The sequence below is a fragment of the Ahrensia marina genome (assembly GCF_042140245.1).
Classification (GTDB): domain Bacteria; phylum Pseudomonadota; class Alphaproteobacteria; order Rhizobiales; family MH13; genus MH13.
The window spans coordinates 2,252,124-2,278,337 of the sequence record NZ_CP159483.1 but is presented as its reverse complement, the minus strand read 5'-3'; the positions used below and the strand labels follow the sequence as shown (position 1 = coordinate 2,278,337).

At 58.3% G+C, this 26,214-nt stretch carries 19 protein-coding genes; 4 read left to right on the top strand and 15 right to left on the bottom strand.

Features of this window, described 5'->3' with window-relative positions; all coding sequences use genetic code 11:
- Window positions 1-44 precede the first annotated feature (44 nt).
- Genes ABWH92_RS11095 through ABWH92_RS11085 form a run of 3 tightly spaced genes read left to right on the top strand, consistent with a single transcriptional unit; the run spans window position 45 to window position 5,154 of the window.
- Window positions 45-2,417 (top strand): ATP-dependent helicase, encoded by a 2,373-nt coding sequence (locus ABWH92_RS11095; protein ID WP_375568321.1) that lies wholly within the window; start codon window positions 45-47, stop codon window positions 2,415-2,417.
- Window positions 2,418-2,459: 42 nt separating this feature from the next.
- Window positions 2,460-4,292: a cation:proton antiporter gene (locus ABWH92_RS11090; RefSeq protein WP_375568319.1), complete on the top strand. Its 1,833-nt coding sequence runs from the start codon at window positions 2,460-2,462 to the stop codon at window positions 4,290-4,292.
- A complete protein-coding gene (locus tag ABWH92_RS11085; protein ID WP_375568317.1) occupies window positions 4,279-5,154 on the top strand; it encodes a 50S ribosomal protein L11 methyltransferase in 876 nt (291 codons plus the stop codon). The genes ABWH92_RS11090 and ABWH92_RS11085 overlap by 14 nt, the downstream gene beginning before the upstream one ends.
- Before the next feature lie 9 nt (window positions 5,155-5,163).
- Here the strand turns inward: ABWH92_RS11085 and ABWH92_RS11080 are convergent, their stop codons facing one another.
- A complete protein-coding gene (locus tag ABWH92_RS11080; protein ID WP_375568315.1) occupies window positions 5,164-5,388 on the bottom strand; it encodes a hypothetical protein in 225 nt (74 codons plus the stop codon).
- Between the two features lie 167 nt (window positions 5,389-5,555).
- On the opposite strand from ABWH92_RS11080, the gene ABWH92_RS11075 reads away from it, so the two are divergent.
- Window positions 5,556-7,382, top strand: a complete 1,827-nt coding sequence (locus ABWH92_RS11075; RefSeq protein ID WP_375568313.1) for an aminopeptidase P family protein — start codon at window positions 5,556-5,558, stop codon at window positions 7,380-7,382.
- Here the strand turns inward: ABWH92_RS11075 and ligA are convergent.
- The 14 genes from ligA to mraY form a co-directional block, all read right to left on the bottom strand.
- A complete protein-coding gene (gene ligA / locus ABWH92_RS11070) occupies window positions 7,372-9,519 on the bottom strand; it encodes an NAD-dependent DNA ligase LigA (RefSeq protein WP_375568311.1) in 2,148 nt (715 codons plus the stop codon). The two genes, ABWH92_RS11075 and ligA, sit on opposite strands and share 11 nt — an antisense overlap.
- Window positions 9,516-11,183: a DNA repair protein RecN gene (recN, locus tag ABWH92_RS11065; RefSeq protein ID WP_375574238.1), complete on the bottom strand. Its 1,668-nt coding sequence runs from the start codon at window positions 11,181-11,183 to the stop codon at window positions 9,516-9,518. The genes ligA and recN overlap by 4 nt, the downstream gene beginning before the upstream one ends.
- Window positions 11,184-11,287: 104 nt before the next feature.
- Entirely contained in the window at window positions 11,288-12,166 is an 879-nt protein-coding gene (locus ABWH92_RS11060) for an outer membrane protein assembly factor BamD (RefSeq protein ID WP_375568309.1), read from the bottom strand.
- A 210-nt stretch (window positions 12,167-12,376) separates the two neighbouring features.
- Entirely contained in the window at window positions 12,377-13,342 is a 966-nt protein-coding gene (lpxC, locus tag ABWH92_RS11055; protein ID WP_375568307.1) for a UDP-3-O-acyl-N-acetylglucosamine deacetylase, read from the bottom strand.
- Window positions 13,343-13,668: 326 nt separating this feature from the next.
- On the bottom strand, window positions 13,669-15,462 hold the full coding sequence (gene ftsZ / locus ABWH92_RS11050) for a cell division protein FtsZ (protein WP_375568306.1): 1,794 nt from the start codon (window positions 15,460-15,462) through the stop codon (window positions 13,669-13,671).
- Between the two features lie 250 nt (window positions 15,463-15,712).
- Window positions 15,713-17,050, bottom strand: a complete 1,338-nt coding sequence (gene ftsA / locus ABWH92_RS11045) for a cell division protein FtsA (RefSeq protein ID WP_375568304.1) — start codon at window positions 17,048-17,050, stop codon at window positions 15,713-15,715.
- Complete coding sequence (locus ABWH92_RS11040; protein ID WP_375568302.1) at window positions 17,050-17,934, bottom strand: cell division protein FtsQ/DivIB; 885 nt, start codon at window positions 17,932-17,934, stop codon at window positions 17,050-17,052. Before ABWH92_RS11040 ends, ftsA begins: the two co-directional genes overlap by 1 nt.
- Window positions 17,922-18,854, bottom strand: coding sequence for a D-alanine--D-alanine ligase (locus ABWH92_RS11035; protein ID WP_375568301.1), 933 nt, complete (start codon window positions 18,852-18,854; stop codon window positions 17,922-17,924). The genes ABWH92_RS11040 and ABWH92_RS11035 overlap by 13 nt, the downstream gene beginning before the upstream one ends.
- A gap of 135 nt (window positions 18,855-18,989) precedes the next feature.
- Window positions 18,990-19,955: a UDP-N-acetylmuramate dehydrogenase gene (gene murB, locus ABWH92_RS11030; protein WP_375568299.1), complete on the bottom strand. Its 966-nt coding sequence runs from the start codon at window positions 19,953-19,955 to the stop codon at window positions 18,990-18,992.
- Window positions 19,955-21,358 carry a UDP-N-acetylmuramate--L-alanine ligase gene (gene murC / locus ABWH92_RS11025; protein WP_375568298.1) on the bottom strand — a complete coding sequence of 468 codons (1,404 nt, stop codon included), beginning with the start codon at window positions 21,356-21,358 and terminating at the stop codon, window positions 19,955-19,957. Before murC ends, murB begins: the two co-directional genes overlap by 1 nt.
- A 32-nt stretch (window positions 21,359-21,390) precedes the next feature.
- On the bottom strand, window positions 21,391-22,482 hold the full coding sequence (gene murG / locus ABWH92_RS11020; RefSeq protein ID WP_375568296.1) for an undecaprenyldiphospho-muramoylpentapeptide beta-N-acetylglucosaminyltransferase: 1,092 nt from the start codon (window positions 22,480-22,482) through the stop codon (window positions 21,391-21,393).
- Between the two features lie 49 nt (window positions 22,483-22,531).
- Entirely contained in the window at window positions 22,532-23,710 is a 1,179-nt protein-coding gene (locus ABWH92_RS11015; RefSeq protein ID WP_375568294.1) for an FtsW/RodA/SpoVE family cell cycle protein, read from the bottom strand.
- A 20-nt stretch (window positions 23,711-23,730) separates the two neighbouring features.
- Window positions 23,731-25,122 carry a UDP-N-acetylmuramoyl-L-alanine--D-glutamate ligase gene (gene murD, locus ABWH92_RS11010; protein WP_375568292.1) on the bottom strand — a complete coding sequence of 464 codons (1,392 nt, stop codon included), beginning with the start codon at window positions 25,120-25,122 and terminating at the stop codon, window positions 23,731-23,733.
- Between the two features lie 4 nt (window positions 25,123-25,126).
- A complete protein-coding gene (gene mraY, locus ABWH92_RS11005) occupies window positions 25,127-26,212 on the bottom strand; it encodes a phospho-N-acetylmuramoyl-pentapeptide-transferase (RefSeq protein ID WP_375568290.1) in 1,086 nt (361 codons plus the stop codon).
- Window positions 26,213-26,214 lie beyond the last annotated feature (2 nt).

The following is a 26,214-nucleotide window of genomic DNA, read 5'->3' as shown; positions in this document are numbered from 1 at the left end:
AATCATAGCACCCAATCCATTTTCGATAAGGCCAGCTGTTCCCTATGTCCGATCCGGCACCTCAACCAGGCTCGATCACTGCTCGAGCACTCGCAGCGCGTGGCGGTGCCGTGGCTGCTACCAACGTGCCATGGCTAGAAGGGTTGAACCCTGAACAATTGCGCGCGGTTGAAACGCTGGATGGCCCTGTCTTGGTGCTGGCGGGCGCAGGCACCGGCAAAACTCGCGTGCTCACCACCCGCATTGCGCACATTCTGGGAACAGGGCGAGCCTCACCCGGCCAGATCATGGCGGTGACCTTCACCAACAAGGCCGCCCGCGAGATGAAGCAACGCATCGGCGGCATGATTGGTTCAGCAGTTGAAGGAATGCCCTGGCTTGGCACGTTTCACGCGATCGGCACCCGCATCCTGCGCTACCATGCTGAACTGGCAGGCCTGAAATCAAGCTTCACCATTCTTGATACCGACGATCAAATCCGGCTTCTCAAACAGCTCATCCAGGCTGAGAACATCGATGAAAAGCGCTGGCCTGCCCGCCAGCTTGCCGCCCATATCGACCGCTGGAAGAACCGTGGCCTGCTGCCCGATCAGGTGCCTGCGTCCGACGGCGTTTTTGCCAATGGGCGTGGCGTGGAACTGTATGAAGCCTATCAGGAACGTATGGCGGTGCTAAACGCGGTGGACTTCGGCGATCTGCTCGTCAAACCCATCAAGCTGTTCACCGAGAATCCAGACATTCTGGCCGACTACCATCGCCGCTTCAAATTCCTGCTGGTGGACGAGTATCAAGACACCAATGTCGCCCAGTATCTCTGGCTGCGCCTGCTCGCCCAAGGTACCGATGAGACCAAGCCCAACATCTGCTGTGTCGGCGATGATGACCAGTCGATCTATGGCTGGCGCGGCGCGGAGGTGGACAACATTCTGCGCTTTGAGCGCGATTTTCCAGGCGCCACCGTGATCCGACTGGAACGCAACTACCGCTCCACCTCGTCCATCCTCGCCACGGCCTCGCACCTGATCGCGCACAATGAGGATCGGCTGGGAAAAACACTTTTCACCGACATGGTCGCTGAAGACAGCGAGGAGAAGGTCACCGTGGCCTCGGCCTGGGACAGCGCCGAAGAAGCGCGCGCCGTCTGCGAAGAGATCGAAAGCCTGCAAACCAAAAGTCATCCGCTCAACGAAATGGCCATTTTGGTGCGCACCTCCGCACAGATGCGCGAGTTTGAAGACCGGTTCTTCACTCTTGGCCTCAACTACCGTGTGGTCGGCGGCCCACGCTTTTATGAACGGCAGGAAATCCGTGATGCGCTGGCCTATCTGCGGGTGATCGCCCAGCCTGAAGATGGCATGGCGTTCGAGCGCATCGTCAATGTGCCCAAGCGCGGCCTGGGCGACACAACCGTGCGCAAGATCAACGCGCTGTCACGCGACCAAGACATGTCGCCACTCGCCGCTGCGCGCCTGCTCTCAGAGACCGAAGAGATACGTCCGGCAGCACGCACAGCGTTGCGCAAGCTGATCGAGGATTTCGACCGTTGGCGCGGCAATCTCGACACGCTGCCCCACACTGAGCTGGCCGAAATCGTGCTCGATGAATCCGGCTACACGAAAATGTGGCAGGACGACACCAGCCCGCAAGCCCCTGGGCGGCTCGATAACCTCAAAGAACTCATCCGCTCTATGGAAGAGTTTGAGAACCTGGCTGGTTTCCTGGAGCACATCTCGCTGGTGATGGACGTTGACAGCGCCGAACAGGAAGATGCCGTCACGCTGATGACGCTGCACGCCGCCAAGGGCTTGGAGTTCGACACGGTGTTCCTGCCGGGCTGGGAAGAAGGGCTTTTCCCCTCACAACGCTCGCTGGACGAAAACGGCAAAGCGGGCTTGGAAGAAGAGCGGCGCCTTGCCTATGTCGGCATCACGCGCGCTCGCAAGCGGGCGAAGCTCTGGTTTTCCTCCAACCGCCGCATCCACGGCCTCTGGCAGTCCTCCATTCCTTCGCGGTTCCTGGACGAGCTGCCCGTCGATCATGTCGATGTGATTGAGCAAACCTCCAGCTATGGCGGCTATGGCGCGCGCGGCTATGGCAACTATGGCGCAAGCCGCTTCGACAAACCGCTGGAAATGGACTCAGCTTACCAAACACCTGGCTGGAAACGCGCCCAAGCCGCCAGAAGCACCGGCAAACGCCCCTCCTCCGGCCCGATGACCATCGAGGGCGAACTGGTCGCACGATCCGTCTCCACCAAAGCCTCCAGCTTTGCGTTAGGAGACCGTGTGTTCCACCAAAAGTTCGGGTATGGCGATGTGAGCCTTATCGAGGGTAACAAGCTCACCATTGATTTTGACAAGGCTGGCCGCAAGAAAGTGGTCGAGAGTTTCGTCACGCCTCACAATCAGGCTGGCTGATCGGCCGCCTACCGCCCGCATTGCCGCAATCGGAAAGCCATCGTGCAAGATCTTATCTTCACCATCGCGCTGATCGGCGCGCTCGGCATTGGCGCGCAATGGATCGCATGGCGCACGCAAGTACCTGCCATCGTGCTTTTGCTCTTGGCCGGTCTATTGGCAGGCCCAGCCACGGGCCTTGTGAACCCGTCTGAGGATTTCGGCGATCTACTCAAGCCACTGGTTGCCCTCGCCGTTGCAATCATTTTGTTTGAAGGCGGGATGACGCTCAACTTCGCGGAGATCCGCGGCACCGCCAAGGCCGTGCGCCGCATCATCATCGTCTCAGCACCACTGGTTTGGCTTTTCGGTACCGCTGCCGCTTACTACATTGGCGGCCTCTCAATCGAAGCCGCCGTGGTGTTTTCCGGGATCATGGTGGTGACCGGACCCACCGTCATCATGCCGCTTCTGCGCCAAGCCAAGCTGCCATCGCGCACCGGCTCGGTGCTGCGCTGGGAAGCCATCGTTGTCGATCCAATCGGTGCTTTGTTTGCTGTCATCGCCTTTGAAGTGGTGCTGGCGCTCAACAGCGGCGCGCCGGCGACAATCATTGCTCTACAAGTGGCGGCAGCACTGTTGATCGGCGTTTTGGGAGGATGGGTTGCCACCAAACTGCTTGCAACCGCCTTTTCCCGCGGGTTGGTGCCCGACTATCTGAAAAGCCCCATCATCCTGGTTGCTGCACTGGTTGGTTATGCCGCCACAGACGCGGTGCTGGCTGAAGCCGGGTTGGTGACAGTCACCGTGATGGGGATCGTGCTCGCGAACGCAAAGCTTGCCAGCTACACCGATATTCGTCGCTTCAAAGAGGTGATGACGGTGCTGCTGGTCTCCGGTCTCTTCATCGTGCTGACTGCCAGCATTGCGATGGACGATATCTTGTCGCTCGGCTGGCGTGACGTTGCGTACATCGCAGCCCTTTTGCTGGTGGTGCGCCCGCTGGCCATCATGCTTGCGACCATCGGAACAGAGCTATCCATGCGCGAGCGGCTTCTGATCGGTTGGATCGCACCACGCGGTGTGGTCGCGGTGGCTGTGTCCGGCCTTTTTGCCGGTACGCTGGTCAGCATCGGCGTCGAAGATGGAGCGCGCCTGGCACCGCTTGCCTTCCTGGTGGTGATCACCACGGTGATCCTGCACGGATTCTCGCTGAAACCGCTGGCCAACATGCTTGGCATCACATCATCTGACCCGGATGGTTTTCTGATCATCGGCTCCAATCGCTTTTCGTTGGCACTGGCGGAGAAGCTGAAAAGTGCCGATCTGCCGGTGTTGATCGCCGATCGAAACCATTCGCGTCTCTCTGCTGCGCGTCAGGCTGGATTCCAGACCTATCTGGGTGAGATCCTGTCCGAAGCCGCTGAACACCGGCTCGATCTGTCGCGCTTTGGCACGCTGATCGCAGCCACCGATAACGACGCCTACAATGCGCTGGTCTGCACCGATTTTGGCCCCGAGCTTGGTCGCGCGCGCGTCTTCCGTCTTGGTATCGAAGAGGGCAAGCGCGATGAACTGGCCACAACGGTGAGCGGTCAGCGCCTGTTCAACCCATCTATGGGTGAAACCGAAGCAGAATTCCGCATGATCACGAACGATTGGACGGTACAGCGAACCAAGCTGACCGAGGAATTCACCATGGAAGCTCTGCGCACCCAGCGCGACCCAGCAACCCAGGTGATGTTTGCTGTTTCCCCAAAGGGAGCGTTTATCTCGCCAGCCCTTGGCGCTCAGTTTAAACCGACGGCGGGTGATACGGTGTTTCTCTTCGGGCCACCGCCACCGCAAAAAACACAACCCAAAGCCAGCAGCGATACCAAACATGCCGACCGTTAAGGCCACTCTCACCGTTCCTCATCGTGAAGAAGCAGAACGCATTGCCGATCTCTTGGAGCAGGCATTTGAAGCCGAACAGGCTCCGATTGCCTTTTTTGAGGATGAAGACGCCGGACACTGGACCGTGGATGTGTTTCGCGAGGGCAAGGATGCTGAAGGCCTCGAAACGGCGATCCGCGACGCTTTGGGCTCCGATGCCTTTGCTGCGCCGCTTATATGCGCTGTCTTGGACGAGGTGGATTGGGTAACAGCCAGTTTGGAAGGCTTGCAAGCGATCCGTGCCGGGCGCTTCGTGGTCCATGGCCTGCACGCCCGCGATGCGGTCGGACCAACCGACATTGGCATCCGTGTGGAAGCAAGCCGCGCCTTTGGCACCGGCCATCACGGCACGACACTTGGCTGTTTGGAACTCATCGATTGGGCCTGCGCCCGCCAACGCTTCACCAACATGCTTGATGTCGGCACAGGCACCGGCGTACTGGCCATGGCAGCTGTGCACTTAACCAAAGCGCCAGTGCTGGCAACCGATATTGATCCGATTTCGGTGGAGGTGACACGCCAAAACGCACAGCTCAATCAACTGGCGCCATGGATATCGGTCGCTGAGGCAGATGGAGTGAAAGGACGGCCCCAAAACGGAGCACCCTACGACTTGATCATGGCCAACATTTTGGCTGGTCCACTGATTGCGCTTGCCGCGCCTATGACAAAGCTTTTGGCAACCGGCGGCGCCGTTATCCTGTCGGGCCTGATGCGCCATCAAGAGCGCGCCGTGCTCGCGCGCTATCGCGCTGAAGGTCTAATAGCAGAGAAGCGCATCCATCACGGTCAATGGTCTGCGCTTCTCTTAAGGTCGTTGTAAATCAGCTAATCAGTACGGCCAGATGTAAACGCCATTCTTGCCGGTGACCGCATCGCCAAGATCAAATTTGGCGCGGGTTTTCGGGTCGAGCGTTGCAATGTGGGCCTTAACCTGACGCTGTGCCTGCGCCATGCGTGCTTCGATGATGGCGTTCAGAGCGCGACGAAAGATCGAAGGTTTTTCGCCCTGATCGGCAAAAACGCGTTGTGGTTCAGAGAAAGCGAAAACGGCCATGACTGGCTCCTTAGTGGCTTAGAATTCTTATGTGAGTCTCTTGGGGGGAGACGTTTGGTTCTTACCTTGCCAACATGGTCCTGAACGCGGTTTTTAGGTAGACCCAATGTTTCACATCAGCCCTGCGTCCAGCGCATGATGCACTGCACCATTTGTTAGGTTTTTCGATGAACGACGCCCAACCGCTTCAAAGTTACGACGACACCAGCGAACCCGACAAAGGACCAGCCCGCCTGGCCGATTTGCGCGCAGCCATGGCTGCCCAAGGGTTGGACGGGCTTTTGGTGCCACGCACCGATGAGCACCAAAGCGAATACCTGCCGGCCTATGCAGAACGTGTGGCCTGGCTGACGGGATTCACCGGCTCCAACGCTTTTGTGCTTGTGCTGCCGAGCGAGGCGCGTGTCTTCACCGATGGGCGCTACACGCTTCAAGTGCGTGCGCAAACCGTCCAGCCAGATTTTACACCTGATGATATGGTGGAGAACCCAATAGCTGCCTATCTGGACGGCCTTGATCTGGCGGAGAAAACCATCGGCTATGATCCCTGGTTGCACACGATCAATGGCTTCAAGCGTTTTAAAAAAGCAGCCGAAAAAGCCGGTGCCACCCTTATACCGACACCCACAAACCTGATCGACACCATTTGGGCAGATCGGCCTGGACGACCGGCTGAACCCATCGTGGTTCACCCGTTGGAGTTTGCCGGACAACCCTTTGCAGAAAAGATCGCCGATATTGCCCAAACCGTGAAAGACAAGCGAGCCAATGCGGTCGTGCTTACCCAAGCCGATGGCGCGGCATGGCTGTTCAATCTGCGCGGCAACGACGTACCGCAAAAGCCAATGTTCTTGGCCTTCGCCATTGTTAGCGATGATGGGGGAGCCCAACTGTTCGTCGATCCAGGCAAGCTAACATCAGAAGCGCACGAACATCTGCAAGATGTGACCATCGCCGACATTGCCGACTTCCCCGCAGCCTTGCAGGCTCTGGGTAAGGCCAAGGCAACTGTTATGGTCGATCCGGCCAATGTGTCAGTAAAGATCGCCGACACTATCACTGAGGCGGGCGGGTCTTTGGTGGAAGCCACGGACCCCATCGAAGCGCCGCGCGCGCGCAAAAACGCGGTTGAGCAAACCGGAGCCCGTGCGGCCCATGTGCGCGATGGTGCAGCCGTCACACGCTTCTTGGCCTGGTTTGACAAAGAAGCGCCCAAAGGCAACCTCGATGAAATTCAGGCCGCTGAAAAGCTGCTCGCCTGCCGCCGCGAGACCAATCAACTGAAGGACATCTCCTTCCCAACCATCTCTGGCTCCGGGGCCAACGGCGCCATCGTGCACTATCGTGTCACCCACGCCACCAACGCGCCGATAGAGCAGAACTCACTCTATCTGGTGGATTCCGGTGCCCAATATCTCGATGGCACGACGGACATAACCCGCACCTTGCTCGTTGGTGATCCATTAGAAGAGCACAAGCGCCCTTACACACTGGTTTTGAAAGGCCATATCGCGCTTGCCACAGCCCGCTTTCCCAGGGGCACGACAGGCGCACATCTTGATGTTCTGGCCCGCCAGTTCCTGTGGGCCAACGGCCTGGACTATGCTCACGGCACCGGACACGGCGTTGGGTCCTATTTGGGCGTTCATGAAGGCCTTGCTCGCATCGCCAAACAGGGCAGCGTACCACTGGAGCCTGGCATGCTGCTGTCCAACGAGCCGGGCTACTACAAGGAAGGTGCGTTCGGCATACGCCTGGAAAATCTGGTCTTTGTCACCGAACCGCAGGATATCGGCGGTGATCAGCCCATGATGGGCTTTGAGACCATCACCCGCGCGCCGTTTGAGCGCCGCTTGGTGGATGTTGATCTCATGTCAGATGCTGAGCTGAATTGGCTGAACAGCTTTCATGCGACGGTTCTGGCTGACATCGGCCCGCTGCTCTCCGGCGATGACTTGGCATTTCTGGAAGCCGCCTGCGCGCCTATTCGCTAGCAGGCGTCACGCCCACGAGCGCAAACCAGCCATCTTCGTCGATGGTTTCAACGCCAAGGCTCTGGGCTTTGGTGAGCTTTGAGCCTGCCCCGGGGCCAGCAACCAAAAGATCGGTCTTCTTCGACACTGACCCGGAAACCTTGGCGCCAAAACGCTCAGCCATGGCTTTGGCCTCATCACGAGTCATCTTTTCCAATGAGCCGGTGAACACAACCACCTTGCCAGCCACAGGACTTTCCAGAACCTCGAAAACTTCATCGTCGATGGTCATCTCAGCAAGCAGCGCATCGAGCACCTGTTCATTGTGGCTTTCACCAAAAAACTGGATCAGCGACACGGCCACCGTTTCGCCGATTCCATCGATGCCGACCAGTTCTTCGCGCGCTTCTTCATCACCGGAAGCTGCGGCCAACATGGCCGCACGAAAGGCGTCGAAACGGGTGTAGTGACGCGCGATTGTGCGGGCGGTCGTCTCGCCCACGTGCCTGGCACCCAGAGCAAACAAGAACCGAGAAAACGGCACTTGCCGACGTTCATCGATGGCCGCCCATAAGTTCGCAATGCTGGTCTCGCCCCAGCCTTCGCGGTCCTTCAACTTTTTCAAGCTTCGCGCATCACGCGCTTGCAGCGTGAAAATGTCTGCCGCGTTGGCGATCAAGCCATCTTCGTAAAACGCCTCAATCTGCTTGTCGCCAAGCCCATCAATGTCCAGGGCGTTGCGCGACACGAAATGCTTCAGCCGCTCCACCGCCTGCGCCGGGCAAATCAGCCCGCCGGTGCAACGCGTCACGCTATCCGGCTTGCCTTTGGCATCCACCTCGCGCTTGGCCTCACTTCCACAGGCTGGACACACAGTTGGAAACTGGAAAGGCTCGCTATCAGCAGGTCTTTTGTCCAGCAGCACGTCCACAATCTGTGGGATCACATCACCGGCCCGCTGCACGATCACCGTGTCACCAACCCGAAGGTCCCTACCCTCGCGGATCGGCAATCCATCATTGCCAATCCCAGCAATATAGTCCGCATTGTGGAGGGTCGCGTTGGAGACGACCACACCGCCAACGGTAATAGGATGCAGCTTGGCAACAGGCGTCAGCGCGCCCGTGCGACCCAGCTGAATCTCAATGTTTTCAAGGGTTGTGAACGCTTGCTCGGCTGGAAACTTGTGCGCAATGGCCCAGCGCGGTGAACGCGAAACGAAGCCCAAACGCTCCTGATAGTCGAGCCGGTCCACCTTGTAGACCACGCCATCAATGTCATAGCCAAGTTCAGCACGCTGAATGGCAATGCCGTCATAAACAGCAATCGCCTCATCGGGCGTTTCGCAGAGTTTCATCAACGGATTGATCTTAAAACCCAGCTTTTCCAGGCGCTCCACTGCTCCCATCTGGGTATCAGCCAGCGGTTCGGAAAGTTCACCCCAGGCATAGGCGAAGAAGGCCAAAGGTCGAGATTTGGTGATCTCTGGATCGAGCTGGCGCAGAGACCCGGCCGCCGCGTTGCGCGGGTTGGCAAACACTTTGCCGCCATTGGCTTCCATGCGCGCATTGAGCGCCGCGAAATCCTCAGCTGTCATATAAACCTCGCCGCGCACCTCCACCACATCCGGCACTTTGCCTTTGAGTGTGTGAGGTATCGAGGCAATCGTGCGTGCATTGCGGGTGACATCTTCACCAACAGCGCCATCACCACGAGTCGCAGCAGTCACAAGTTCGCCGCGCTCATAGCGCAGCGAAAGCGACAGCCCGTCGATTTTCGGTTCAGCCGTCACGGCGGGCGGTGCATCGAGCCGCAAAAAACGCGCAATACGCGCCCCGAACTCGTGCACGTCCTCAGCCGAAAAGGCATTGTCCAGCGAAAGCATGGCCCGCGCATGGGTGACCTTAGCGAACTTCTCTGATGGCGCACTGCCAACCTTTTTTGAAGGGCTTTCGGCAAGCACCAAGTCCGGGAACCGCGCCTCAATCGCTAGATTGCGGGCCTTCAGAGCGTCATAGGCTGCGTCGGAAATGACCGGGGCATCCTCGCCATGATAGGCTCTGTCATGCGCCGCCATCTCTTCGGCGAGCGCCTGTAGCTCTTTCTTGGCCTGGCGCTCGGAGAGCTGCTCCACTGGCGCATCACGCAACACGCTCACACCCGCTCTCCCTGCAACAGACTGGCGGCCGCGGCGCGCGCTTCATCGGTGACCTTGGCGCCAGAAAGCATACGCGCAACTTCTTCAAGCCTGCCGTCTTCGGACAAGCGTTCCACTTGCGTGCGCGTTTCATCGGCCTTGATGGCTTTGGCAATAGAAAGGTGCCCATGGGCGCGGGCAGCAACTTGCGGTGCGTGGGTCACGGACAGCACCTGAACCTGGCCTGCCAGACGGGCAAGCCGCACGCCAATCGCCTCGGCCACAGCGCCCCCGGCACCGGTATCGATCTCATCAAAAACCAGTGTCGGCGCGGAGCCTTTGTCAGCCAGAACCACCTTCAGAGCCAAAAGAAAGCGCGAAAGCTCACCACCTGAGGCAACCTTCATCATCGGCCCAGGGCGTGTGCCAGGGTTGGTCTGCACCTGAAAGGCAACGCTGTCATAGCCATGAGCACCGCGCTCATCCTGATCGGTCGAAACATCAGCCATAAAGCGCGCCTGACCAAGTTTGAGGTCCGGTAGCTCGGCCTCCACAGCGGCACCGAGATGTTCCGCACATCGATGCCGCGCGGCTGACAGCTCCTGTGCCAGTCCATCATATCTTGCCTCAGCCTCTTTGACGGCTTGATCAAGCGCGGCACCACGATCCACCCCGGCATCCAACGCCTCAAGCTGCTCGGCAAGCACAGCAGCTTTTTCCGGCAGCCCATCGCACGTCACCTGATACTTGCGCGCCGCTGCACGAAGCGCGAACAGTCGCTCTTCGGTATCGTTAAGTTCCTTGGGGTCGAACTCGATGCTCACCAGGGCCCGATCAATTTCCATGCCCGCATCGCCAAGCGCATCCAGTGAGCGGCCAAGCGCATCAATGATCGGGCCAAGCAACGCCTCACTGTCGGGACCCTTACGCTCCAACCGCCGCATTAAAGCTGCGAGAACGGGCGATGGCGAAGCCGACCCAGACACGGCCTCCTGCGCTTCGTGCACATCAGCGGCCACCTTCTCAGCCTGCATCATGTGAGTGCGACGGGCTGCCAATGCCTCCTCCTCGCCGGGTTCTGGCGAAAGGGCCGTGAGTTCTTCGACGCTGGCTTTCAGATAGTCCGCTTCTTTGGCGGCCTCAGCCAGGGCAGCAGCGTGCACATCGCGATCATGCTCTGCCGCCCGCAGGGCTTTGTGGGCCGCAGCAACATCGCCGACCAAGCCCTGCAACCCGCCATAGGCGTCCAGCAGCTGTCGGTGACTGGCAGGGTCAACCAAAGCGCGATCATCATGTTGGCCATGGATTTCAACCAGCGAGGCACCCAAGGATCGCAGCAGCGTCATCGACACCGGCTGGTCGTTCACATAGCCTCGTGCGCGCCCATCAGCGCTTTGCGTACGGCGAATGATCAGATCGCTTTCAGGCTCCAGTCCAGCCTCGTCCAAAATCACAAAAGCCAGATGATCCGGTTCCAGCTCAAACACAGCCCGCACCTGGCCGCTTTTGGCGCCAGAACGCACCAAACCGGCATCACCACGCGCGCCAAGGGCCAGAGCCAATGCGTCCAGAAGGATGGATTTGCCCGCACCGGTTTCACCGGTGAGCACGGTCATGCCCCGGTCAAGCTCAAGATCGAGCGCTTCAATGAGAACAATGTCCCGTACGGACAGATGGGTCAGCATATCAGCGACCCAATACACCCAGACGGCATCTGCCAAAAGGGTTCATCAGAAAGGGCATGAGCGAATCGTCAGACTTCCAGCGTTAAGGCTGGAACGAAGATGGGTCAGGAACCCTGGCCGGTAAAGCCAGCAAAGGCGCGACTGATCCAAGATCCTGAATTTTCTTGCGGCTCCAAGCCACCTGATTGCAACAGACGGTAGGAGCGCTGGTACCATTCAGAATCTGGGAAGTTGTGGCCAAGCACCGCCGCTGCGGTCTGTGCTTCATCCACCACGCCCATCGACATGTAGTTCTCAACAACGCGATGCAGTGCTTCTTCCACATGGCGTGTGGTCTGATACTCTTCGATCACAACCCGGAACCGGTTGATCGAGGCCACATAGTTGCGGCGATCCAGATAATAGCGACCGACGCGCATCTCAGAACCGGCGAGCTGATCGTTGGCAAAGCGAATTTGCTCCTGCGCCGGTCCGACATATTCGGAATCTGGGTACCGCCGGATCAAATCACGGAAGGCGTTGATCGCGCGCGCTGTTTGCTCTTGGTCGCGGTTCACATCCGGAATTTGATTGTAATAAGACTGCGCCACGATGAACTGCGCATAGGCTGCGTCTTCACCGCTTGGGTGCAGCGTCACATACCGACGGCCAGCATTGACCGCTTCGGGGTAACGACCGGACGAGAAGTGTGAGAAGGCACCAAGAACCAGGGAGCGCTTGGCATATTCTGAATAGGGGTGAACCTGCTCAAGTTCATCAAACTGCTCAGCAGCCGCGCGATAATCACCGCGCTCCATCGTCGCCAACGCTTCATTGAACATCACCGCAGGCGGGCGCGTATCATCAACGAAGTCAGCAAAATCATCGGCTTCAGTGGACGCGCATCCAGCCAATGCCAGAGCCGCGATACCAACCAGAGCACCCAAACGGGCTGATTTCGGGAGGAGATGAGCGAACTTGAAGATCATGATACCCAAACGCAAACGGTCTTCCAAAAGGCCAGAGAACCATGTCCTTCTGGCAACGACGTGCCGCCATACCATAGCAATGGCGTGCGCCCTACCCCGAACATGCAATTCGCACAATCAAGAGTTCAACGCGGTAAACCCGCATCACTGCGTCATGGCGAAACTAGGGCAGCGCCACGCTGCACGGGCAAAGTGTGGTGTGTTGTCGAGAGTTAGGGTTAGACCCTAGTTGGTTTCAGGCAGCAAAGCTGCAGCTTCCAAGCGTACATTCACTTCATCACCAGCGCGCTCACGGCGCACGCGTTCAGCGGTCTGCTGGCCATCAACGATCTCATAGGCCGTCGGATCAGCGAACAAAGCTTTCAGCATGGTGAAATTCAATTTGTGGCCACCTTTGTGCGACCGATAACAGCCCTCGATCGGCAAGCCAGCCAGAGCGAGGTCGCCGATGGAATCAAGTATTTTGTGACGGACGAACTCATCACGCCAGCGAGGTCCCTCTGGGTTCACAATCTCATCATCCCCAAGGACAACCGCGTTCTCCAGGGATGATCCAAGCGCAAAATTGTTGGCCCAAAGATGCTCAACATCTTTTAAGAAGCCGAACGTGCGAGCGCGAGAAATCTCATCACGGAACCCATCAGGAGAGAGATCAAACACCATCTCTTGGTGGCCGATAGAGCTGTGATCATACGCGATGCTCACTTCAAAGCGCGATCCAGCGTGCGGACGAAGCTCACCAAACGCATCACCAGCATCAACGCGAACTGGCTTGAGAATACGCAGCACTTTGCGCCGCTTGGACTGCTGCACAACACCAACGCTGTCGATGGCATCAACAAACGATGCCGACGATCCATCCATGATCGGCACTTCAGGGCCGTCCACCTCGATAAGAGCATTGTCGACCCCCAGCGCACGTAGCGCGGCCAAAGCATGCTCAACGGTGGAAACAAAAGCACCTTCAGGATCACCAAGTACGGTGCACAGCGCGGTGGCAGAGATGGCCGACCAATCAGCTTTGATCTCGATGTCGCGAGAGCCAGGCAGATTGGTCCGCAAAAAGATGATGCCGGTGTCTTCGTCGCTGGGATGGATTGTCATCGTAGCGGCTTGGCCGCTGTGGACGCCTATGCCTGAAAGGGAGACACTGTCGCCGACTGTACCCTGATACCCAGAACGAAAAACCATGTGGCCCCCAGCGGTCCCAAAATCGGCACAATCGACCGACACAACATTAACTCAAAGTTAACCAAGAAGACTGCTACTGGGCGTTCAGTAGCGTGGAGCGGTTCGCAAATTCGGGCGAAGACGCTGCAATCCCCTTTGGCACTTGGCTCTAACCTACATGGGCAGAGCGTGCGGCAGAAATCACGCTTTCTTTCCGTGTGTTACACAATTTGCACTAAGTGTAACTTTTATAACCCTCTGAAAATCATTAGCTTTTTGTTAACGTAAAAGCCGGGCACGTCACCATGCCCGGCCGTAATGTTTCAAACTGTTACCAGCCCGTGAGCCTATCCGCTCTTCCTGCGGAGGAAGGCAGGGATGTCCATGGCGTCATCCTCAGCAGCGCGATTCGACGCCGCTGGAGCCGCTGTCTGGCGACCCAAACCGTCATGACCTGCCTGGGCCGCACTTTGTGGCCGTGCTGTGGCAGGCTGGGGGGCAGCGGCCGGCGCCTGTGTTGCTGCTGGACGTTGCACAGGTGCACGCTGAGCAAGTGCAGGAGCCGCTTGGGGCGGTATCTGCGACGCCGCTTGCGGTGCGGCAGCCTCGTCCTCGCGCTTGGGCATACCCACATGCGCCAGCTTGCGCAGCAAACCCAGAGCGCCCTTGTCGCCCTCCTCGGCAGCTGCAGCAGCTTTTGCACGCATCTGGTCCTGCGCGATGGCTGGGAACTCCTCGACGCTTGGCATGCGCGGCGCACTGGCACGCGAACGCGGTGCAGCTGGACGCATACCGGCTGGACGTTGTGGTGCTTCAGCTTCTTCAGCCATTGCCTCGGCCATGATCTCGTCAGCCAAGGCTTCCTCGTCAAAAAGCTCAGGCACTGGGCTGAAAGGGGCAATCGAGACAGCAGCCTCGTCAGCCGGTGCGCTTTCACCCTCAAGCGGAAGCGACAGCTCACGCTCGATACGATCGATCCGCTCAGCCGGTGACTCATTGGCTGGCACGCCCATGGCTTGAGGTGCTTCGGCCTGCGCGGCCTGAGGGACAGCCGTTTGCGGAACCGGTTCGTACGCAGGGGCTGCCTCTTCAGCCTTCGGTGCTGGCTGAACAAGCGGACGACCCACGGTCGGCACGCTGGTTGCAGCGCCTTGCGCCAAGTTCTGCGCCGCCAGTTCATCGTCCACGCCAGTGGCAACCACCGACACACGGATCATGCCTTCCAGCGACTCATCAAACGTTGCACCGAGAATGATCAGAGCGTCCTGATCGACCTCTTCGCGAATACGGGTTGCCGCCTCATCCACCTCAAACAGGCGCATGTCCTGACCACCTGTGATCGAGATCAGCAGACCTTTGGCGCCCAGCATCGACACATCGTCAAGCAGCGGGTTGGCGATGGCAGCTTCTGCGGCTTGCAACGCACGCTTGTCGCCAGAAGCCTCGCCCGTGCCCATCATCGCCTTGCCCATGCCACGCATAATCGAGCGCACATCAGCAAAATCGAGATTGATGAGGCCGTCTTTGACCATCAGATCGGTGATGCAGGCAACGCCTGAGAACAGCACCTGATCAGCCATCGCAAACGCATCAGAGAACGTGGTGTTCTCATTGGCGATGCGGAAAAGGTTCTGGTTCGGGATACAAATCAGCGTATCCACTTCCTTGTGCAGCTCATCAATGCCGCTATCGGCAATGCGCATGCGCTGGCGGCCTTCGAAGTGGAAAGGCTTGGTCACCACACCAACGGTAAGGATGCCCATCTCGCGAGCAAGGCGGGCCACAACAGGCGCAGCACCCGTACCCGTGCCACCGCCCATACCAGCAGTGATGAAGGCCATATGTGCACCAGAGAGATGATCAGAAATCTCGTCGATCACTTCTTCAGCTGCCGCTCGGCCAATCTCAGGCTGGGCACCAGCCCCCAGACCTTCAGTCACGGCCACGCCCATTTGGACGACGCGTGGCGCCTTGGAATTGGTCAAGGCCTGAGCATCGGTGTTGGCCACGATGAAATCCACGCCCTCAAGGCCAGACTCGATCATGTTGTTGACGGCATTGCCGCCTGCGCCGCCGCAGCCAAAGACGACGATCTTAGGTTTCAACTCGTGGATATCGGGAGCTTCCAACTGGATAGGCATAGGACCCTCTCTCATTCTTCCTGGAACGCGGCGCACAATGGGAAGTCTTGTGGAGCCATGGTCGTCACGTCGTGACGGGTGGGGTTACGTAAAGCGTGGGTGCGGGACACACTGAACACGCCGGTGGGGTTGGGGACGGGAAGTCTTCTTTTTTGGCCCTGCCGTTCCGTTCCCTTGGAACGACCACGCAGGGCTAAGAGTTTTCGCGACGGAGTGGTTGTGCTGCAAGCACAGAGCGACCGAGCTAAACTTAGAGAGAGCTGCGCAGCCATTGGCTTACCCTCCCAAAATAGCCGCCTGTACCAGTCGATTGACCGGCAAAGCTGTGAGACGCGATATGGTCGCGCGGCACCATGCGCACGCATTGCGGATAGATCAGCAAGCCTGTGGCAGCCGAAAAGGCAGGACCCGTGCCAGCTTCCGGCAAACCCGAAAGACCAAACGGACGACCCAGGCGCACATTGCGGGAAAGAAGGCGGCGGGAAAGCTCAACCACGCCACTCATCTGGCTGGCACCACCGGTGATCACCAAGCGCTTGGAGGCTAGCCCGGCAAAACCTGAGGCTGCCAAACGGTCACGCGTCATTTCAAGCGTTTCTTCAAGACGCGGACGAATGATGCGAGTGAGTGCGCCGCGCGGCACTTGATGGCCGCCCTCATGCCCGTCTTCACTGACAGGCGGAATGGTCAGCATATCGCGGTCATCAGCTGGGCTAGGCAGCGCAGAGCCATGCAAGGTTTTCAGACGTTCTGCTTCATCAACACGGGTGGAAAGACCACGCGCCAAATCCATCGTGATATGGTGGCCGCCAACCGGCACCACGTCAGCGTGCACAAACTCGCCATCATAAAACACACCGATGGACGTGGTGCCCGCGCCCATGTCGATCACAACCGTGCCAAGATCCATTTCATCATCAGCCAGCACGGCAAGGCCTGAGGCTTGAGCAGAGGTGACGTAGCCCTCCACCTCCAAGTGCGAGGCGTTGATGCATTGCTCAAGATTGCGCAGCGGACCAACATCGGCAGTCACCAAATGCATATCGACGCCGAGACCAGACCCAAACATGCCGCGTGGATCAGCTATGCCGCGATCTCCATCCAACGCAAAGCCAATGGGCATGGAGTGCAGAATAGAACGACCCGGCGCGATGGCATGATCGCTGCCAGCTTTCAAAACCTTGGCGATGTCGCGTTCAGTGACAGCATGGCCATCAAGAGCCACCGTGGCTGACAGCGTTTCAGAGGCGATACGCCCGCAGGTCAGTGAGGCGATGACCGCATCAACGGTCAAATCACCCATGCGCTCGGCCTGGTGCACAGCCTGGCGAATGGAGTGCTCTGCACGCTCCAAATCAATCACATAGCCCGACTTCAAGCCTTGGCTGCGATAGTAGCCAAAGCCAAGCACATCGACGGTGTGGGTGCGGCTGCGCTGCGCACCGGAGCTTTCACATGGCTTAAGCCGCGCAATGATGCAGCTGGTCTTGGCCGTGCCGACATCAAGCACGCAAATCGTGACAGACTTGCGCTGTGGAAGCGGGTTTGGGCCATAGAAGTCGAGCGGACGGCGACGAACTGTGGTCATCAGGCCCCTCCCCGCGCAGCGGTGAGGCCTTCTGCCTCTTCGCTCATCGCTTCCACAGCAGCATCGGTGAGTTGCACCACCAACTGATCGGGTGAGCGTAGATCAATCACCGTGATAGCGCGCTCCAGCACCGCTTCGCGGCGCATCATCTCTTCAAGTCGAACAAGCGCAGCATCGACCTCTAACTCAGGCAGATGCACCTGGACATCCTCACGCATGTGAAGCGTCCAGCGCCGATCTCCAACGCGTTCCAAGGCAACCACGCTGCCAAGCACATGCGGACGGGCCGCAAGGTGGGCAAAAAACGCCGTCGCTTCGCCGGGCGCACCCTCGCCCACCACAAGTGGTAGACCAGCATGGACATCGGTGATTTCGTCGGTAATCTCTTCGCCTTCGACCGTAACCAGATGGACACGGCCACGCTGCAACATGCGCGCGAACGGCGCATGCTCTTCGATCTCAACCATCAATTGATTGGGATAGACCCTGCGCACCGAAGCCTCTTTCACCCAAGGCAGGGCCAACACACGGTCGCGGGCGGCATCAATATCAAAACCAAGCACCGATGTTGTGGGCGTAACAGCCAAATAGTCGAGCACGTCTCCCTCACGGGTGTCGCGCAACCCTTCAATCCTGATCGCATCAACACCAAAGCCAGCGTTGGCGGCGACATAAGCCAGCGATTGGCCCGCTGCCTCGCGCGCTTCAGCAGTACGTTCACCGAAAGAGAACCCGCCAACCAGCACAGGCAACACCACCAAACTGGACAGCAACGCATTGGGGTGACGCACCGACTTCAACGCCGAAACGCTGAACCGATAAGCCGACTGCGCGCGGATGCGCTGGGTGCGAGAAAAATGGAAAAGGCGGGTTAGCGCTGACATGACGCATCCTCCACCATCCAAGACACCAGTTCCTCAAAGGAGTGCCCGGCGTGCGCGGCAATTTCTGGCACCAACGAGGTTGGCGTCATACCCGGCTGCGTGTTGACCTCCAGACAGATCAGTTCGCCAGTGCCCATGGGTTGGTCGTCAAAGCGAAAATCTGCACGTGTCACGCCGCGGCAGCCAAGCGCCTGGTGCGCTGCGAGCGAGTAGCTTTGGATGCGCGCGTAAACATCCGATGGGATGTCAGCAGGCAAAATATGCTCCGATCCGCCATCGGCATATTTCGCGTCATAGTCATAAAAGGCTTGGCCTTGCGGCACGATATCGATGATTCCAAGCGCCACATCGCCCATAACGGCGCAGGTGAGCTCGCGGCCAGCAACGTAACGTTCGGCCATCAAATCATCGCCATAGGGCCAATCAGAGCGGAAAAGCTCCTGCGGTGGATGTTCCATGTCTTCGGAGACGATCAACACACCAAAAGAAGAGCCCTCGGCCACGGGCTTGATCACATAGGGCGGCACCATCACATGGGATTTGGCCGCCTGCTCGCGCGTTGTAAGGCGATGCTTGGCAACGGGCACACCGGCGGCCGCCATCACCACCTTGGCACGGTCTTTGTTCATCGCGAGCGCTGAGGCCATCACACCGGAATGGGTGTACGGAATGTCCAAAATCTCAAGCACACCCTGAATGGTGCCATCTTCCCCGAAGGGACCGTGGAGCGCGTTAAAAGCCACATCAGGCTTTAAATCACTGAGTGTTTGGGCAATGGAACGGTCGACATCGACACGCGTGACTCTGTAACCGGCGCTCTCTAAGGCGTCGGCGCAAGGCTCTCCTGTGGCAAGGCTTACCGGTCGTTCTGACGACCAGCCTCCCATGAGCACTGCAACGTGTTGTCCCTTGCCCGCCATAGCGTGCACACTTGTCCCGTTTAATCAGTCCAAAATGGACCTTCCCAGGAGCCAAGCTATGATTGAGATCGTAAGAAATCCTTAACCGGAAATCGAAAGGTCCGATTTACGAATTTTCGGCGATCACGTGATGTTTCAAGGGCGAAAGGTTTCCACAGCCTGCCCATTGGTAAACAAACCCATGCGTTTCACCTCCCACTGAAGGAGGGTGCCGGAATGCTCGTAAACCCGTTTTCGCACGGTCTCGCCAAGCGTCTCCAGATCATGGGCAGTGGCATCGCCTGTGTTGATCATGAAGTTGCAATGCATGGGGGACATTTGCGCTCCACCAACTTGAAAACCGCGCAGGCCAGCTTCATCCACACACTTCCAAGCCGATCCGCCCGGTGGATTCTTAAATGTTGAACCAGATGTACGCTCTTTGATCGGCTGATTCTCTTCGCGATGCTTCTGCACCGCATCCATAGCCGCTTCGATTTCCTCGCGTGGCGCTGGATAGCCCTCAAAAAGAGCAGAGACAAAGATTAGATCATCAGCCGCTTCACTATGGCGATAAGTGAAACCCATATCATCGTGTGAAAGGGTGACCAATTCGCCTTGTCGGTTCACCGCATCCACCGAGACAACACGCTCGGTCGTTTCCACGCCATTGGCGCCAGCGTTCATCCGCAGCGCACCGCCAAGCGAACCAGGGATGCCATGATAAAAATGGAACCCGCCGATCCCGGCTTCCAGCGCGATGGCAGCGAGCTTGCGATCCGACATGCCGGTACCCGCACGAATGCGTGGGCTATCCACGTCAGCCTTGCCGTCATTGAAGGGGCGCATGGTGAGCCGAATGACAGCGCCTTTCAGACCACCATCGCGGATCAACGAGTTGGAGGCCAAGCCCATCACGTGCACCGGCGCATCGTCGGGCAACAGCCGCATAAAGGTTTGCAGGTCTTCCACATCGGCAGGGACGAAATAAAGCTCCGCCGGTCCGCCAACACGAAACCAGGTGAAGTCTTTCAAGGTCTGATTGGTTCGCAGCTTGCCGCGCAGCGCTTCAACACCAGGCCCCATCCGGGCCAGAAGCGCGTCACCATCGATCGCGCTCATCACGAATGCGCTTTCAACTGATCAGGCAAAGCGTTGGCCCAAGCGGTGATCGTGCCTGCGCCAAGGCACAACACTGTGTCGCCAGCTTCCCCGATATCGGCGATGCGCTCAGCCAAAACCTCTGGGCCCTCAAGCGCAGACACGTGGCGATGCCCATGCGCTCGGATGGCATCAACCAGATCGGTGTGTGTTGCGCCTTCAATCAGCGTTTCACCCGCTTCATAAACAGGCGCGACCAGAACGTGATCGGCGTCGTTGAAGCACCCGGCAAACTGATCAAACAGATCGCGAAGGCGCGTGTAGCGATGCGGCTGCACCACCGCGATCACTTTGCCCTTGGCAGCGGCTCGCGCGGCCTGCAGCACGGCGGCTATTTCCACCGGGTGGTGACCATAGTCATCGTAGATGTCGACGCCTTGCCACGATCCTGTGTGGGTGAAACGGCGTTTGACACCTGAAAAGCGCGCAAGCCCCTCGCGAATGGCATCGTGCGCAATGCCTAGATGGTGCGCGACGGCAATCCCGGCAGTTGCATTCAAAAGATTGTGCAAGCCCGGCATGGGCAAGCTTAGATCATCGATGCGCGCGCGTTCATCGGTTCCGCGTTGGCGCAGCTCAATAGCAAAATGTGAAGTCGGCCCTTCCATCCGCACATCCACCGCACGCACATCGGCCTGGGGGTTCTGTCCATAGGTGACCACGCGGCGATCTTCGATCCGTCCGATCAGGCTTTGCACCTCCGGGTGGTCAAGGCACATCACGGCAAAACCGTAAAACGGCACGTTCTCGACAAACTGGTTGAACGCGGCACGCACGCCATCAAAATCGCCATAGTGATCAAGATGCTCGGCATCAATGTTGGTCACAACCGCGATGTCGGCCGGCAGTTTGATGAAAGTGCCGTCAGACTCATCGGCTTCCACCACCATCCAGTCGCCCTCGCCTAGACGTGCGTTGGTTCCGTAAGCGTTGATGATGCCGCCATTGATCACGGTTGGATCCATCCCGCCGGCATCGAGCAGCGTCGCAACAATCGATGTGGTTGTGGTTTTGCCGTGAGTGCCGCCAATGGCGATGGCAGATTTCAAGCGCATCAATTCGGCAAGCATCTCGGCACGGCGCACCACTGGCAGGAAGCGCGCGCGTGCTTCAATCAGTTCGGCATTGTCTGGTTTGATCGCGGACGAAACAACGACAACCGCCGCGCCATCGAGGTTTTCTGGGCGATGCCCCACAGCCACTTTGATGCCCATGGCACGCAGGCGCTGGACATTGGCATTGTCAGAGATATCGGAGCCTTGAACGGCGTAACCGAGAGTGTTCAGCACCTCGGCAATACCGCTCATGCCGATACCGCCAATGCCAACAAAATGCACCGGACCAAGTTCGCGAGGAAGTTTCATGCCATCAATCCTATCGGGTTCGGCTTGCGGCGTTAGCGCGCCAGCGCCTCAACTTCAACGGCCAACTGTTCCACTGCCTCTGGGCGTCCGGCGTCTTTGGCAGCGGCGGCCATCTTGTTCAGTTCATCGGAGGCGGGATCGATCAATCGCGCCAGCACTTGCGACAATCGCACAGGTCCAATGTTCTTCTGCAATGTGAGAACCGCACCGCCAGCCGCCTCGAGGCGTTCCGCGTTGCGCGCCTGATCATGATCAAGGGCGTGCGGATAAGGCACCAGAATAGAGGGCCGTCCCATCACGGAAAGCTCGGCCACCGTCGAGGCGCCGGATCGGGCAATCACCAGGTGAGCACCCGCCATACGTTCAGGCATATCAACAAAAAACGCGCCAAGATCGCTTTGGATGCCAAGTGTCTCATAGGCTTCGCGCACACGCGCAATGTCTTCAGGCCGGCATTGCTGGGTGACCCGGATCGTCTTGCGCACCTCTTCGCTGAACTGTTCGAGTGCACCTGGCACCAAGTCGGCAAACACGCGAGCTCCTTGGCTGCCACCAAACACCAAAAGCTCAAAGGACTGATGAGGTTTCGGCCTTGTGTATTTGGCTTGTGCCGCTGCCAAAACTTTGCCGCGCACAGGATTGCCGACATGGATGATAATGGCTCGCGAAGATGATGGGATACCGTCGGTGTTGGCAAAACTGGTGGCGATCAGCTTGGCCCGGTTGGCCATTGCGACATTGGCCCGCCCCAACACCGCGTTTTGCTCATGCAGCACTATCGGCACCCCACGCAAACGGGCGGCAAACAGAGGTGGCAGGGTTGGGTATCCGCCGAAGCCAACAATGGCCGCCGGTTTCTGACGACCCATCACCATCAACGCCTTGTAAGCACCGCGCGCGATTGTAAGCGCACCGGGGATAGCCTGGAAAATCTTACGCGGCGAGAATGTCGCCGACGGGATGATGTGCGTGCGTCGAGCCGGGAAAGACACGCCATACTGGTCAGCCCGTTCATCAGTCATCAAATCGACTGTGTGGCCACGCCGCTGGAGCACTTCGCTAAGCGCTTGCGCTGGGAAGAGATGACCGCCGGTCCCGCCAGCGCACAAAATGAAATAAGCCATACATCGCCTTAGATGACCCAGTGCCCAAGAAACAACACTGGAGAGGCGATCAGCCGCTTTGCAGATTCCAACGCCACGCATTGGTGGCGTTGCGACCTTGCCCCATGCGGGCCTGTCGGCCACGCGCGGTTTGCCTGGTGAGTGCCAGCAAAATACCAGCCGACAAACCAACGGACAAAAGCGATGATCCCCCGTAGGAAAGGAATGGCAACGTCATGCCCTTAGCAGGCAAAAGTTGCAAGTTCACGCCCATATTGATCGCAGCCTGCGTCGCCAGCAGAGCCACAAGACCGATAGTCGCGTAACGCGAAAACACATCGTCTTGGCGCAGAGCTGCTCGAATGAAGCGACCAAACAGAAACAGATAGAGACCGACAACAATAAGGCACATCAGAATGCCGAACTCTTCAGCCATCACGGCAAACAAAAAATCAGTATGACTGTCCGGCAGATGTTCTTTGACCACACCCTCGCCCGGACCCCGGCCGAACCAACCGCCTTCGACAAACGATTCAATCGCCCTGTCCGTCTGGTGATTGTCCCCCGCTTCAGGGTTCAAAAACCGATCGATCCGGCTCGTGACATGAGGAATGAACATATAGGCAGCTGCAAGTCCGCCAACCGCCGCTGAGCCAAGGATTGCGATCCAAAGCCAGCTCATACCGGCGACAAAGAACAAACAGCCCCATACCGCGGTCACCAACATGGTTTGACCGATGTCAGGCTGCGCGACCAAAAGGCCTGCGGTTAGCAAAAACAACACCAAAGCAAACAGATTGGCATGCAGATCAGGGCGCTTGGCATGCTCAGCAAACAGCCACGCTGACAGGAGAACAAGTGCTGGTTTTGCCAGTTCCGACGGTTGCATTTGGAAGAACCCGAGATCAACCCAGCGTCGCGCGCCCTTCACCTCTGCACCAAAAGCCAACGCCGCCAGCATACCCAAGATGGCTAAGCCGAACAGCACAAGGCCAGCGCGTACCAGTTGACGCGTTGAAAGCATCGAGACGCCAACAACCAAACCAAGTGTGGGGATGAGGAAGATGATGTGCTTCTGGACGAAATGAAACTCATTCGCCAAGCCCAGGTCACGCGCGATGGGCGGGCTGGCGGCAAACGACATCACAACGCCAATCACCAACAAAACCAGAATGGACAGAAGGGAGACCTTGTCGAGGGTCCACCACCAATCGCCAAGAGGCGAGCGGTCGGCACGGGTCAAACGCATCTACGCTACTCAATACTCTTTTACCGCGCGCGATGCTCCTCAACAAAAGTGTGCACAGCGCGCTTGAACGCATCACCGCGTGCTTCAAAGGATGTGAACTGATCCCAAGACGCACACGCCGGAGACAGCAAAACGCACGCGCTTTCGAGCCCGTCCGTCAACGCATCGTCAGCAGCCATCGCCACTGCCCGCTCAACCGTTTCCGCCCGCACATAGGGCACATTGCCCTCCAGCGTTGCTGCGAAGCGGTCTTGCGCGTCTCCAACAAGATAAGTTTTGACGATTTGCGCAAAGAAACCGTTAAGTGAATCAATTCCATCGCTTTTGGCTTGCCCGCCAGCGATCCAATAGATGCGATCATACGAACCTAGGGCTCGCGCAGCGGCATCGGCATTGGTGGCCTTGGAATCATTGACGAAGGAAATTCTGCGATAGGTCGTCACCGGCTCCATACGGTGGGCAAGACCTGGGAACGATCGAATGGCATCGCCCAATTCTGTTGGGTCCATACCAAGCTTCAAAAGCGCGGCCACCACAGCGCAAACGTTTTGAGCGTTGTGCTCGCCCTTAAGGCTGGCAACACCGCCAACATCAAAGAGTTCATCTTGCGCTCCATCACGCGCAAGCCAGATGGAGGAACCTACCGCATAGACGCCGTCATGAACCGTGTGCGCGGCACTGATGCGGGAAACAGAATGACCATCACGCGCAAGCTCGTCGGCCATCCGCGCGGACAGCAAATCATCTACACCGACAACGGCGTGATCAGCAGCTGCCACCAACCGCTTTTTGATGGCTGAGTAGTTCTCCATGGTTCCATGACGGGCCAGATGATCTTCAGACAGATTGAGGTGCACGCCGACGGTTGGTGCCAAATGGGCGGACAAATCAATCTGATAAGAGGAGCACTCAATCACATAGTGTCGATGCGGCTGCGGCATCGGCAACTCAAGCACCGGCACACCGATGTTACCGCCCATTGCGGTGTCGACACCCATAGCTTGCATGGCATGCGCCGCGAGCGCTGTGGTTGTGGACTTGCCATTGGTACCGGTAATGGCAAGCACGGGCGCTTGCGGGCAATGGGCCGCACGTTCTTGGAAGAACAGATCAACATCGCCGGTGATCGCCACACCCGCCTCGCGGGCGCGCAGCACGCTCCAGTGGGGCGCAGGATGCGTCAGCGGTACACCAGGGGCCAGCACCAAGGCGGCAAATCCAGACCAGTCAGCACGCTCTAAGTTCTCTATCGCAATGCCAGCAGCCTGGGCTTTTCCGCGCGCGCCTTCGCCGTCATCCCAGCCAACAACAGCGGCGCCGGCAGCCTGCAAGGCATGGGCCGTTGGTAAGCCAGAACCACCAAGGCCGACCACGGCAACGTGTTTGCCCGCAAGGGTTGAAACCGGGATCATCGGGTCAGCGCAGCTTCAGCGTCGACAGCCCAGCCAGCGCAAGCACGAAGGCGATAATCCAGAAGCGGATCACCACTTGTGGCTCAGTCCATCCCAACTGCTCAAAATGGTGATGGATCGGCGCCATACGAAACACCCGTTTGCCGGTGAGCTTGTACGACGTGACCTGGATGATCACCGACATGGCCTCAAGCACGAACAATCCACCAACAATGGCGAGCACAATTTCGTGCTTGGTGGCCACCGCGATGGTGCCCAACATGCCGCCCAGTGCCAACGACCCGGTGTCGCCCATGAAAATCTGCGCGGGCGGTGCGTTGAACCACAAGAACCCGAGCGAAGCACCAATCACCGCGCCACACAGCACGGCAAGCTCACCGGTACCCGGAGTGAAGTGGATTTGCAGATAGTCGGAGAAAATCGCGTTACCGGCGAGGTACGCGATCAATCCAAAGGTGGCCGCGGCAATCATTACAGGCACAATGGCCAACCCATCCAGCCCATCGGTCAGGTTCACCGCATTGCCTGCACCAACAATCACCACCGCGCCAAACAGGATGAAGAACCACCCCAGATTGATCAAAAGGTCTTTGAAGAACGGGAAAGTGAGCTGATTGGAAAGCTCCGGCACAGAGACCTGCGCGATCACAAACACCGCCGCGCCTGCAATGGTTGCCTCAATCGCAAGCCTCGCTTTGCCGGATAAACCCATGTGCGATTGCTTGGTGACCTTCAAAAAGTCATCGTAAAAGCCAATAGCCCCGAACCCGACAGTGACGGCCAGAACGGTCCAAACCAGTGGACTCGATAGGTCAGCCCACAGCAAAACCGAGAAAATCAGCCCGGCCAGAATCATAAGCCCGCCCATGGTTGGCGTGCCTTTTTTAGTCAACAAGTGCCCTTGCGGGCCATCCTCACGGATCGGCTGCCCCCTACCCTGACGCACCCGAAGCGCTCGAATAATCGTCGGTCCGAAGAGGAAAACAAACAGCATGGCGGTTACCACCGCGCCGCCTGTGCGGAAGGTGATGTAGCGGAACACGTTGAACAACGGCACCGCATCGGCAAAGTCTGAGAGCCAGAAAAGCATGT